The organism is Sphingomonas sp. IC-56 (assembly GCF_021043375.1).
Classification (GTDB): domain Bacteria; phylum Pseudomonadota; class Alphaproteobacteria; order Sphingomonadales; family Sphingomonadaceae; genus Sphingomonas.
Genome location: NZ_JAJNDV010000004.1, coordinates 71,920 through 84,046, shown reverse-complemented (window position 1 = coordinate 84,046; position 12,127 = coordinate 71,920). Strand labels below are relative to the sequence as shown.

Here is a 12,127-nt window from a genome sequence, read left to right as displayed (position 1 = left end):
TACAGTGATTGGTGTTGCTTCTCTCGCCTTGGTTTCCCTTGCGCCCGCCATGGCGCAGCAGCGCGAGGCCAAGGGCAAGCCGCCGATCGACTGGACGGTGATGCACGCGCAGGTGATCCTCGATCGCCTGGGCTTCTCGCCGGGCATCATCGATGGGCGCGAGGGGCAGTCGCTGACCGCCGCGCTCAAGGGTTTCCAGGAGACGCGCGGGCTGACCACGAGCGGCGAGCTGGACCGCGCGACCTTGGGCGCGCTGCACCAGTATCGCGAGTGGCGGCCGGCCGTGAAGATGGCCGTGCCCGACGCGGCGCTGCAGGGCTTCTTCGTCAACCCGGTGCCGAAGGACCCCGAGGAACAGGCCAAGCTGCCGTCGATCGGCTATAGCCGCCCGCTCGAGAAGATGGGGGAGATGTTCCACACCACGCCCGAGGTGCTGGTGGAGATGAACCCGGGCGCCGGCAAGATCGAGCGCGGCGCGGTGTTCCTGTTCCCCAATGTCGCGGCGCAATCGCGCGACTATCAGGGCAAAGACCTCAAGCCCGAGTGGCGCCAGACGCTGAGCGACTTGAACGTCGATGCCAAGCAGCCCGCCGGTGACCACCTGGTAGTCGACAAGTCCGAAAAGGTGCTCAAGGTCTTCGACAAGGATGACAAGCTGGTGGCGCAGTTCACCGCATCGATGGGCAGCGAGCATGATCCGCTGCCGATCGGCACCTGGAAGATCAACGTCGCCGACACCAACCCGAAGTTCCACTTCAACCCGGACCTGTTCTGGGACGCCAAGGCCGACGACGAGAAGACGCTGCTCCCGCCCGGACCGAACGGGCCGGTTGGCGTGGTATGGCTGGACCTGTCCAAGGAGCATTACGGCATCCACGGTACGCCCGAGCCGCAGAATATCGGCCGCACCGAAAGCCATGGCTGTATCCGCCTGGCCAACTGGGACGCGGCACGGCTGGCGCTGATGATCAAGCCTGGCGCAAAGGCCGTGTTCCAGGAGTGATGCCGTGACTCGAGGTAAGTGGATCGGCTGGGGACTTGCGGCACTGCTGCTGGCCCTCGCCATCGCTTACCTCTCGATGGTGCGGATCACCGTGCTGCCCCCGGACCAGGCGCGCGCTGCGGTGGGCGCGCCACAGCGGATCGAGGCCGAGCGGGTGGACCGCCAGCCGCTGGTGGTGCCGGTAGCTGGGATCACTCGCGGCCAGCTTAGCAATACCTGGGGGGATAGCCGCGGCGGCGGCGCGCGCCAGCACAACGCGATCGACATCATGGCGCCGCGCGGCATGGCGGTGCTCGCCGCCGCCAGCGGGCGCGTGGAGAAGCGCTTCGAGAGCGGCAATGGTGGACACACCCTGTATGTCCGCCTGCCCGATAACCGGACCGTGCATTATTACGCGCATCTCGACCGCTATTTGGCAGCCGAAGGGCAGGTGGTCCGCCAGGGGCAGCAGATCGCGACCGTAGGCGACACCGGCAGCGCCGCGGGCGGGGCGCCACACCTGCATTTCGAGATCAAGACGATGCGGGCCGGCGAACGCTGGTGGCAGGGCGCCAACGTCAATCCTTATCCGCTGTTGATGCGCGGCGGCGACTGAGCCGCGCTTGCGAGGATGGCCGCGCCCGGCTAAGGGGCCTGCTTCGGCTCTTTCTCAGCTTACAGGTCTCGGATCATGAAGATCAGCGGCGTGGACATCCGTCCCGGCAACATCATCGAATATGAAGGCGGCATCTGGCGCGCCGTCAAAATCCAGCACACGCAGCCCGGCAAGGGCGGCGCGTATATGCAGGTCGAACTCAAGAACCTGCGCGACGGGCGCAAGAACAATGTCCGATTCCGCTCGGCCGAGACCGTGGAGCGCGTCCGCCTGGACACCAAGGATTTCCAGTTCCTGTTCGCGGACGGCGAGACGCTGACGTTCATGGACAAGATCACGTACGACCAGACCACGCTGCCGCGCGACCTGCTCGGCGACGCGGCTGCCTTCCTTCAGGACGGCATGGACGTGGTGATGGAGCTGTATGACGAGGACCCGATCAGCGTGCAGCTGCCCGACACGATCGAAGCGACCATCGTCGAGGCCGATGCCGTGGTGAAGGGGCAGACCGCCTCGTCCTCGTACAAGCCCGCGCTGCTCGAAAACGGTGTGCGCGTGATGGTGCCGCCGCACATCGCGTCGGGAACCCGGATCGTAGTCGACGTTTACGAACAGACCTACGTCCGCCGCGCGGACTGATTGTTTAAGCCCTCTCCCGGGTGCGGGAGAGGGTTGGTGAGGGTGAGTCCGTTGTCACTGGCCGTTCGCCTGCCGTGAGACCCTCACCCCGACCCTCTTCCGCAGGTGGGAGAGGGAGATTTGGAGTTTTGTTTTGGTAGCCCATTCCGGCATCATCACCGTCATCGAGCGTGCGGCCCGCAAGGCGGGTCCGCGGCTGCGCCGTGACTTCAACGAGGTTCAGCACCTCCAGGTCAGCCGCAAGGGGCCTGCCGACTTCGTGTCGATGGCCGACCGCCGCGCCGAGGACACGCTGATCGAGGAACTCCAGAAGGCACGTCCTGATTGGGGTTTCCTCGTCGAGGAGCGCGGCGAGATCAAAGGCGATCCCGACCTGCCGCGCTGGATCATCGATCCGCTCGACGGCACGTCCAACTTCCTCCACGGCATTCCGCATTTCTGCATGTCGATCGCGGTGGAGGATCCCCGCGGCACGCAGGGCAAGCCCGAGATCACGCACGGCTATATCTATCAACCGCTGACCGACGAAAGCTTCTGGGCCGAGAAGGGCCGGGGCGCGTGGTTGCAGGATCAGCGGCTGCGCGTGTCGGCGCGGCGGGAGCTGCCCGACGCACTGATCGCCACCGGCATTCCCTTCATGGGCCATGGCAATTTCGCCGAATGGACTCGCATCTTCGGCGCCGTTGCACCCGAAGTGGCGGGCATCCGCCGGCTGGGCGCCGCGGCGCTGGATCTTGCCTGGGTCGCGGCGGGCCGCTTCGACGGGTTCTGGGAATCGGACCTGAAGCCTTGGGACGTCGCGGCGGGCATGCTGCTGGTCAAGGAAGCCGGCGGTTTTGTCACCGACTATCGCGGCCAGGACATGGCGCGTGAGCGCAACCAGTTCCTTGCCGCCAATGACGTGCTCCATTCCAAGCTGCACAAGCTGGTCGCGGGCGCTCTGCGCAACAACTGACCGGTTCGCCGGCGGTCCGGCCGCCGGCTTTCAGTCAATCCTAGCGAGAGGCGCTGCCGTTGCCGGCGGCGCCTGTTGGCGTGCAATGTTACATCTTATTATTGCGAGTGATTCTCAGGGGTTCCGGGCCTTGCCGCACCCCCTTCAGAGTCCTAGAAGCCCGCTTAGATTCCGCATCCGCGAGAAGGCATCTTGGTTGATCTGATTCAATATCTGCCGATCCTCCTGTTCCTGGGAGTGGCACTGGTGCTTTCAAGCGCCTTCGTGTTCCTGCCCATGGCGGTGGGGCGGCTGACCGGTTCGCATAAGCCGACTCCGGAAAAGCTCACTGAATATGAGTGCGGCTTCCCCGCCTTCGAGGATTCGCGCAGCCAATTTGACGTGCGCTTTTATCTCGTTGCCATTCTGTTCATCATCTTCGATCTCGAAGCTGCCTTCCTATATCCTTGGGCAGTCAGCGTTTTTGATCTCGGCTGGACCGCCTGGATTTCGATGATGATCTTCATTGCCGAGCTCACGCTCGGTCTCGTTTACGCTTGGAAGAAAGGTGCGTTGGAGTGGGAGTAGAACTCAGCCCGACCCAGCCGCAAATGGCACCGGGGACGCTCCCCAATCCCGCGTTTCTGGACGATATCAATGCCGAGATCGGCGACAAGGGCTTCCTGGTAACCTCGACCGAGGAGCTGTTCCAGTGGGCGCGTACCGGCTCGCTGTGGTGGATGACCTTTGGTCTGGCATGCTGTGCGGTGGAGATGATCCACGTCAACATGCCGCGCTATGACATGGAGCGCTTTGGCGCCGCGCCGCGCGCGTCTCCGCGTCAGTCGGACGTGATGATTGTCGCGGGCACGCTGTGCAACAAGATGGCGCCGGCGCTGCGCCGCGTGTACGACCAGATGTCCGAGCCGAAGTACGTGATCTCGATGGGATCGTGCGCGAACGGCGGCGGCTATTATCACTATAGCTACAGCGTCGTGCGCGGTTGCGACCGCATCGTGCCGGTCGACATCTATGTTCCCGGATGCCCGCCGACCGCCGAAGCGCTGCTCTACGGCGTGATGCAGCTGCAGCGGAAGATCCGCCGCATCGGGACGCTGGAACGGTGAAGGCGCCTGCTCCCCGCTATGCCTCGAACGAAGGCGTGATCGAGGCTGCGCAGGCGGCACTTGGTAGCGCAATCGTGGAGAGCAAGGATGCTGTTGGCGAGGTCTCGCTGACGGTGAAGCGTGCGTCGCTGGTCGATGTGATGATCGCGCTGCGCGACACGCCCGGCCTTGAATATCAGATGCTGATGGAGATCGCCGGCGCGGACTATCCGCAGCGCCCCGAGCGGTTCGACATCGTCTATCACCTGCTGAGCCTCACTCGGAACCACCGCATTCGCGTGCGCGTGATGACCGATGAGGAGCAGTCGGTGCCGTCGGTAACGGGCATCTGGCCGGTCGCCGGCTGGCTCGAGCGCGAAGTATACGATCTGTACGGCGTGCTGTTCGACGGCAACATGGATCTTCGCCGGATCCTGACGGACTATGGCTTCCAGGGGCATCCGCTCCGGAAGGACTTTCCGATGACCGGCTATGTCGAGATGCGCTACTCCGAAGAGGCAAAGCGTGTGGTCTATGAGCCGGTGAACCTGGCGCAGGACTTCCGCAATTTCGACTTCATGAGCCCGTGGGAAGGTGCCGCATACGTGCTGCCGGGCGACGAGAAGGCGCCGGGCGCGGGTCCGGGTGATACGCCGCAGGGCAAGTCGAGCCCGTCGCCGTCTCCCACCGCACCGCCCGTCCCGCAGGAAAAGGGTGCACCCACGCCCGTAAAGGCGGACGACGTAGTCAAGGCAAGCGAACTGGCGTCGAAAGATGTCGAACCGCGCGCCAAGACGCCCAAGACCTCCGACACGCCTGGCGACACTGAGGGGGGCGCTACGTCGGTGGATGCAGACAGCAAGAACATGCCCAAGGATCCGGATGTCCGTCCGACCAAGGGTGAGGGTCAGAACCAATGACCGATACCGTTGAAGCGATGATGGAGCGCGACACCGTCAAGGACCCGAACACGGGTGACGTCGCGATCCAGAACTACACGATCAACTTCGGCCCGCAGCACCCGGCGGCGCACGGCGTGTTGCGCCTGGTGCTCGAGCTCGACGGCGAGATCGTCGAGCGCGTCGATCCGCACGTGGGCCTGCTTCACCGCGGCACCGAAAAGCTGATCGAGTACAAGACCTACACCCAGGCGCTGCCGTACTTCGATCGGTTCGATTATTGCTCGCCGATGGCGATGGAGCACTCCTATGTGCTCGCCGTCGAGAAGCTGCTCGATCTGGAAGTGCCGATCCGTGCCCAGTATCTGCGGACCTTCTTCGCCGAGCTGACCCGCATCAAGAACCATATGCTGAACCTGGGTTCGCACGTCATGGACGTGGGCGCGATGACGCCCAATCTGTGGCTGTTCGAGCTGCGCGAAGACTGCATGAACTTCTATGAGCGCGCGTCGGGTGCGCGCATGCACGCCAACTGGTTCCGCGTCGGCGGCGTCCGTCAGGACGTGCCGCTGAAGCTGCTGACCGACATCGCCGACTGGCTCGACACGCGCCTGCCGCGCTTGTTCGAGGATGCGATCAGCCTGGTGGCCGAGAACCGCATCTTCAAGCAGCGCAACGTAGACATCGCGATCGTCAGCCGTGAGGACGCGATGCGCTGGGGCTTCTCCGGCCCGATGATCCGTGCCGCCGGCATCCCCTGGGATATCCGCCGGTCGCAGCCTTACGACGCCTATGACCGGGTCGAGTTCGACATTCCGGTCGGCACGCGTGGTGACTGCTACGACCGGTTCATGGTGCGCGTGGAGGAGGTCCGCCAGTCCGCGCGGATCATGAAGCAGTGCCTCCAGCAGATGCCCGAAGGCCCGGTGAAGACGCTCGACAACAAGGTCGTGCCGCCCTCGCGCGGGGCGATGAAGCAGTCGATGGAAGCGCTGATCCACCACTTCAAGCACTTCACCGAGGGCTTCCACGTGCCCGAAGGCGAAGTCTATGTGGCGACCGAAAGCCCCAAGGGCGAATTCGGCGTGTATCTGGTGAGCGACGGCAGCAACAAGCCGTATCGCTGCAAGGTGCGCCCGACGGCGTTCAGCCATCTTCAGGCAATGGATTTCATGTCCAAGGGCCACATGCTCGCGGACACCACCGCGATCCTGGGCGCGATGGATATCGTTTTTGGTGAATGTGACCGCTAATGGCTGACGCACCGCAGATCCCCGACGAGGCCGAGACCCGCGCACGCTGGGGTAATTTCGCCTGGACCCAGGCGAATGCCGACAAGGCGCGCGAGATCATGGGCCGCTATCCGGCCGGCCGGCAGATGTCGTGCACGATCCCGTTCCTCGACCTTGCTCAGCGCCAGGTTGGTGCGGAGACGAACACGCAGGGCTGGCTGCCCGTGCCGGTGATCGAGTTCGTCGCGCGCGAACTGGAGATGCCCTATATCCGCGTGTTCGAAGTCGCGACCTTCTACACCATGTTCAATCTCGCGCCGGTCGGCCGCTTCCATGTGCAGGTATGCGGCACGACGCCGTGCATGCTGCGCGGGTCGGACGACGTTCTGGCGGCGTGCAAGAGCCGCGGCATGAAGAAGGGCCACACCACCGAGGACGGCATGTTCACGCTGTCCGAGGTCGAGTGCCTGGGCAATTGCGCGTCGGCACCGATGGTGCAGATCAACGACGACAATTACGAAGACCTCACGTTCGACCGCACGGTGGCGATCCTCGATCGCCTGGCCGCCGGCGATCAGCCCAGGGCAGGCACGCAGGAGCCGGGCCGCCACACGGTGGAGCCGGTCGGCGGTCCGACCACGCTGACGGCGATGGTCAACGAGAACCATGATTACCGCGGTGAGTGGGCATGAGCGGGGGCAACAAGAACCTCGTCGTGACGATCCTCGCCATCATCGGCGGACTCGTCGTTGCCGGCTGGGTGCTCAAGATCACCTTCAGCCTGCTGGGCCCGCTGATCCTGATCGGATTGGCGGTGCTGATTTACCTCATGTTCTTCAAGAAGGGCGCCCGCTGAGATGCTCGCCGACAAGGATCGCATCTTCACCAATCTCTACGGCTACCAGCCGTGGAACCTGCCGGCTGCACGCGCACGTGGCGATTGGGACAACACTGCCCGGCTGATGCAGCTGGGGCAGGACACGATCATCGACCGCATCAAGGCGTCTGGCCTGCGCGGGCGGGGCGGGGCGGGTTTCCCGACCGGCACCAAATGGTCGTTCATGCCCAAGGAGCCGAGCCCGACGCGGCCGAACTTCCTGGTGATCAACGCCGACGAATCCGAGCCCGGTTCGTGCAAGGACCGCGAGATCATCCGCCACGATCCGCACAAATTGATCGAAGGCGCGCTGATCGCCGGCTTCGCGATGCGCGCGCGCGCGGCCTACATCTACATTCGCGGCGAATATATCCGCGAGGCTGAGACGCTGTTCGCAGCGGTCGCCGAAGCGTATGACGCCGGTCTGATCGGCCGCAACGCCTCGGGCTCCGGCTATGATTTCGACGTGTTCGTGCACCGCGGTGCCGGCGCGTATATCTGCGGCGAAGAAACCGCGATGCTCGAAAGCCTGGAAGGCAAGAAGGGCCAGCCGCGCCTCAAGCCGCCATTCCCGGCGGGCGCCGGCCTCTATGGCTGCCCGACGACGGTCAACAACGTCGAGTCGATTGCCGTTGCCCCGACGATCCTGCGGCGTGGACCCGAATGGTTCTCGTCCTTCGGGCGTGAGAACAACAAGGGCACCAAGCTCTTCCAGATCTCGGGCCATGTCGAAAAGCCCTGCGTGGTCGAGGAAGCGATGAGCATCCCGTTCCGCGAGTTGATCGAAAAGCATTGCGGCGGCATTCGCGGCGGCTGGGACAATCTGCTCGCGGTGATCCCGGGCGGATCGTCGGTGCCGCTGGTGCCGGCTGCCGAGATCATGGACGCGCCGATGGATTTCGACGGCCTGCGCGCCGTCGGCTCGGGCCTTGGCACCGCAGCGGTGATCGTCATGGACAAGTCCACCGACATCGTCCGCGCGATTGCCCGGCTCTCCTACTTCTACAAGCATGAGAGCTGCGGCCAGTGCACGCCCTGCCGCGAAGGCACCGGCTGGATGTGGCGCGTGATGGAGCGGCTGCGCACCGGCGACGCAGACATCAGCGAGATCGACACGCTCCAGCAGGTCACCAAGCAGGTCGAAGGTCACACGATCTGCGCGCTGGGCGACGCCGCCGCCTGGCCGATCCAGGGCCTGATCCGTCACTTCCGCCCCGAGATCGAGCGGCGGATCATTGAACGCAACGGCACCGGCGATGCGCCGATGCAAGAGGCTGCCGAATAATGCCAAAGGTCAAAGTCGACGGAATCGAAGTGGAGGTGCCGCAGGGCGCCACCGTGCTTCAGGCCTGCGAAGCCGCGGGCAAGGAAATCCCGCGTTTCTGCTATCATGAGCGGCTGTCGATCGCCGGCAATTGCCGCATGTGCCTGGTCGAGGTGAAGCCCGGACCGCCCAAGCCCCAGGCTTCGTGCGCGCTGCCGGCTGCCGACAATCAGGAAATCCGCACCGACAGCGCGATGGTGAAGGCCGCGCGCGAAGGCGTAATGGAATTCCTGCTGATCAACCACCCGCTCGACTGCCCGATCTGCGATCAGGGCGGCGAATGCGACCTGCAGGACCAGAGCCTGGCCTATGGCCGGAGCCACTCGCGCTATACCGAGAACAAGCGCGCGGTGACCGAGAAATATATGGGTCCGATCATCAAGACGATCATGACCCGCTGCATCCAGTGCACGCGCTGCGTCCGCTTCGGCGAGGAAGTGGCCGGCGTGGAGGATATCGGCGCGATCTATCGCGGCGAGGACATGCAGATCACGACCTATCTGGAAAAGGCGTTCAAGAGCGAGCTTTCCGGCAATGCGGTCGACCTGTGCCCGGTCGGCGCGCTGACCCACAAGCCGGTGGCGTTCGAATACCGCCCCTGGGAGCTGCGCCGGAACCTGTCGATCGACGTGATGGACGCGGTCGGCACCAACATCCGTGCCGACAGCCGCGGACGTCAGGTGATGCGGGTGCTTCCGCGCATCAACGAGGACGTGAACGAGGAGTGGGCGCACGACAAGACCCGCTACCATGTCGACGGCCTGGTCCGCCGCCGCCTCGACCGTCCGTTCGTCCGCAAGGATGGCAAGCTGGTCCCGGTCAGCTGGGATGAAGCGTTCGACGTCATCGCGGCGGTCGCAAAGGATGCTGGGTCCAGCGTCGCGGCGATCGCCGGCGATCTGCTCGACTGCGAGACGATGTTTGCGGCCAAGTCGCTGGTAAAGGCGATGGGCTCCGACCTGATCGAGAGCCGCCAGACCGGCATGTCCTATGACGTGTCGAGCATGGGCGCGGTGGCGTTCAACCCGACAATCGCCGGCGTTGAGGATGCCGACGCGATCCTGCTGATCGGCACAAACCTCCGCTGGGAAGCGCCGCTGATCAACACGCGCGTCCGCAAGGCGATCAAGAAGGGCGCCAAGGTCTTCGCGATCGGGCCCGAGACGGACCTGACCTACAAGGTCGAATGGCTGGGCAACGATCTGGGCGTGCTCGGCACGCTGCCGGAATCGCTGGCGCAGGCGTTCGACGGCGCGAAGCGTCCGCTTGCGATCGTCGGCCCGGGTGCAGTGGCCAGGGGCCATGGCGCCGCACTGGCCTTCGCCAAGTCGGCCAATCTCGTGCGTACGCTCGAGGACGGCACGACCTGGAACGGCTTTGGCGTGATCCACACCGCGGCCGCCCGCATGGGCGCGCTGATGCTGGGCTTCGCGCAAAAGGGCGGCATGGGCGACATCTTCCGCGCCGCGCCGAAGCTGACCTTCTTCCTGGGTGCCGACGAGGCCGACTTCGCGATGTTCGCGAACAGCTTCAAGGTGTTCATCGGCCATCATGGCGACAAGGGCGCGCATCACGCCGATGTGATCCTGCCCGCCGCTACTTATGCCGAGAAGCCGGGCACCTATGTGAACCTGGAAGGTCGGGTGCAGCGCGCCGAGCGTGCCGTGTTCCCGGTGGGCGATGCGCGTGAGGACTGGACGATCCTGCGTGCGCTCTCGGAAAAGCTCGGCCGCACGCTGCCGTTCGACAGCTATGAGGAACTGCGCGCCGCGATGGCGGCCGAAGTCCCGGCGCTGCGCGAAGAGGGTCTGGTGAGCTATGCCTGGGACGCACCGGCGCTTGCCGTCGATGCCGAAGGCCCGATCACCTATCCGATCCAGGACTTCTATCTCACCAACGCCATCTGCCGTGCGTCGCCGACGATGCAGCGCTGCTCGGCTGAACTGCTCCACGGCGAAGACTATGCGGAGGCCGCGGAATGACCGCGTTTTTCCAGAACACCATTGGCATGAGCTATGGCTGGGCCTGGTTCGTCGCCACGATCGTCGGGATCCTGGTGATCGCGCTGCCGCTGATGCTGGCAGTGGCGATGATCATTTATGCCGACCGAAAGATCTGGGCGGCGATGGCGCTGCGCCGTGGCCCCAACGTCGTCGGCCCGTTCGGGCTGATGCAGAGCTTCGCCGACGGCCTGAAGGTCTTCCTCCAGGAAACCATCATCCCGTCCAGCGCCAATCGCGGGCTGTTCCTACTGGCGCCGATCATCACCTTCACGGTCGCGCTGATCGTGTGGGCGGTGGTGCCGTTCCAGGCGGGCGTCGTGCTGTCCAACATCAATGTCGGCCTGCTTTACGTGCTCGCGGCGTCGTCGCTCGGCGTGTACGGCGTGATCCTGGCGGGCTGGTCGTCCAACTCCAAATATCCTTTCTACTCCGCCATCCGCGCCGCTGCGCAGATGGTGTCGTATGAAGTCTCGATTGGCTTCGTGCTGATCTCGGTCGTGCTGTGGTCGGGTACCTTCAACCTTGGCGGGATCGTTGACTCCCAGCAGGGCTATTACGGCTTCCTCAACGGCCACGGCTTTAACCCGCTGCTCTTCCCGATGTGGGTCGTGTTCCTGATCTCGTCCATGGCCGAGACGCAGCGCGCGCCGTTCGATCTGGCCGAAGCGGAGTCGGAACTCGTCGCGGGCTATCAGACGGAATATTCGTCGATGGCCTTCGCGCTGTTCTGGCTGGGCGAATATGCCAACGTCATCCTGATGTGCGTGCTCAACGCGACGCTGTTCTGGGGCGGCTATCTGCCTCCGATCGACTGGGCGCCGTTGTACATGGTGCCGGGCATCATCTGGCTGCTCGCCAAGACGCTGTTCTTCTTCTTCGTGTTCAGCTGGGTGCGCGCAACCGTGCCGCGCTACCGCTATGACCAGCTGATGCGGCTGGGCTGGAAGATCTTCCTGCCGCTGTCGCTGTTCTTCGTCTTCCTCGTTTCCGGGTTCCTGATGTGGACCCGTGTCGGAGTTCCCGCATGAGCGTCGCTCAGATCATCCGCTCCTACACGCTCTGGGAGTTCCTCAAGGCGCATTGGCTGACCTTGCGGTACTTCTTTAAGCCCAAGGCGACGATCAACTATCCGTACGAGAAGAACCCGGTGTCGCCGCGGTTCCGGGGCGAGCATGCGCTGCGCCGCTACGCCAATGGCGAAGAGCGCTGCATCGCGTGCAAGCTGTGCGAAGCGGTCTGCCCGGCGCTGGCGATCACGATCGAGGCCGAGCCGCGCGAGGACGGCAGCCGCCGTACCACGCGCTACGACATCGACATGACCAAGTGCATCTATTGCGGCCTGTGCCAGGAAGCATGCCCGGTCGACGCGATCGTCGAGGGTCCGAACTTCGAATTCTCGACCGAGACCCGCGAAGAGCTGATCTACCAGAAGGACAAGCTGCTCGCGAACGGCGACCGTTGGGAGCGCGCAATCGCCGCGAACCTTGCCGCCGATGCACCGTACCGTTAAGCGCG

14 protein-coding genes are annotated in these 12,127 nt (G+C 64.4%); all 14 read left to right on the top strand.

Annotated features, from left to right (window positions below):
* The first annotated feature begins 49 nt into the window (after positions 1-49).
* The 14 genes from LQ953_RS07035 to nuoI all read left to right on the top strand — a co-directional run bounded on the left by LQ953_RS07035 (position 50) and on the right by nuoI (position 12,122).
* The gene (locus LQ953_RS07035) at positions 50-1,003 is read left to right on the top strand and encodes a L,D-transpeptidase family protein (RefSeq protein ID WP_269141365.1); all 954 of its coding nucleotides are present in this window, start codon (positions 50-52) and stop codon (positions 1,001-1,003) included.
* A 76-nt stretch (positions 1,004-1,079) separates the two neighbouring features.
* Positions 1,080-1,598 (top strand): M23 family metallopeptidase, encoded by a 519-nt coding sequence (locus LQ953_RS07030; RefSeq protein WP_269141364.1) that lies wholly within the window; start codon positions 1,080-1,082, stop codon positions 1,596-1,598.
* A gap of 75 nt (positions 1,599-1,673) precedes the next feature.
* Complete coding sequence (gene efp / locus LQ953_RS07025; RefSeq protein ID WP_184083433.1) at positions 1,674-2,237, top strand: elongation factor P; 564 nt, start codon at positions 1,674-1,676, stop codon at positions 2,235-2,237.
* A 133-nt stretch (positions 2,238-2,370) separates the two neighbouring features.
* Positions 2,371-3,192 (top strand): inositol monophosphatase family protein, encoded by an 822-nt coding sequence (locus LQ953_RS07020; RefSeq protein WP_231030016.1) that lies wholly within the window; start codon positions 2,371-2,373, stop codon positions 3,190-3,192.
* Between the two features lie 192 nt (positions 3,193-3,384).
* Positions 3,385-3,759: an NADH-quinone oxidoreductase subunit A gene (locus LQ953_RS07015; RefSeq protein ID WP_231030015.1), complete on the top strand. Its 375-nt coding sequence runs from the start codon at positions 3,385-3,387 to the stop codon at positions 3,757-3,759.
* 23 nt (positions 3,760-3,782) lie between these two features.
* Positions 3,783-4,298, top strand: a complete 516-nt coding sequence (locus tag LQ953_RS07010; protein WP_231030221.1) for a NuoB/complex I 20 kDa subunit family protein — start codon at positions 3,783-3,785, stop codon at positions 4,296-4,298.
* Positions 4,295-5,197 (top strand): NADH-quinone oxidoreductase subunit C, encoded by a 903-nt coding sequence (locus LQ953_RS07005; RefSeq protein ID WP_231030014.1) that lies wholly within the window; start codon positions 4,295-4,297, stop codon positions 5,195-5,197. The genes LQ953_RS07010 and LQ953_RS07005 overlap by 4 nt, the downstream gene beginning before the upstream one ends.
* Positions 5,194-6,429 (top strand): NADH-quinone oxidoreductase subunit D, encoded by a 1,236-nt coding sequence (locus LQ953_RS07000; protein WP_443026553.1) that lies wholly within the window; start codon positions 5,194-5,196, stop codon positions 6,427-6,429. The genes LQ953_RS07005 and LQ953_RS07000 overlap by 4 nt, the downstream gene beginning before the upstream one ends.
* On the top strand, positions 6,429-7,100 hold the full coding sequence (locus LQ953_RS06995) for a complex I 24 kDa subunit family protein (protein WP_231030013.1): 672 nt from the start codon (positions 6,429-6,431) through the stop codon (positions 7,098-7,100). The genes LQ953_RS07000 and LQ953_RS06995 overlap by 1 nt, the downstream gene beginning before the upstream one ends.
* The gene (locus LQ953_RS06990; protein WP_231030012.1) at positions 7,097-7,264 is read left to right on the top strand and encodes a hypothetical protein; all 168 of its coding nucleotides are present in this window, start codon (positions 7,097-7,099) and stop codon (positions 7,262-7,264) included. The genes LQ953_RS06995 and LQ953_RS06990 overlap by 4 nt, the downstream gene beginning before the upstream one ends.
* A gap of 1 nt (position 7,265) precedes the next feature.
* Positions 7,266-8,570 (top strand): NADH-quinone oxidoreductase subunit NuoF, encoded by a 1,305-nt coding sequence (nuoF, locus tag LQ953_RS06985; RefSeq protein ID WP_231030011.1) that lies wholly within the window; start codon positions 7,266-7,268, stop codon positions 8,568-8,570.
* Positions 8,570-10,591, top strand: a complete 2,022-nt coding sequence (nuoG, locus tag LQ953_RS06980) for an NADH-quinone oxidoreductase subunit NuoG (RefSeq protein ID WP_231030010.1) — start codon at positions 8,570-8,572, stop codon at positions 10,589-10,591. The genes nuoF and nuoG overlap by 1 nt, the downstream gene beginning before the upstream one ends.
* Positions 10,588-11,640, top strand: coding sequence for an NADH-quinone oxidoreductase subunit NuoH (gene nuoH / locus LQ953_RS06975; RefSeq protein ID WP_231030009.1), 1,053 nt, complete (start codon positions 10,588-10,590; stop codon positions 11,638-11,640). The genes nuoG and nuoH overlap by 4 nt, the downstream gene beginning before the upstream one ends.
* A complete protein-coding gene (gene nuoI / locus LQ953_RS06970) occupies positions 11,637-12,122 on the top strand; it encodes an NADH-quinone oxidoreductase subunit NuoI (RefSeq protein WP_231030008.1) in 486 nt (161 codons plus the stop codon). Before nuoH ends, nuoI begins: the two co-directional genes overlap by 4 nt.
* Positions 12,123-12,127: the final 5 nt, after the last annotated feature.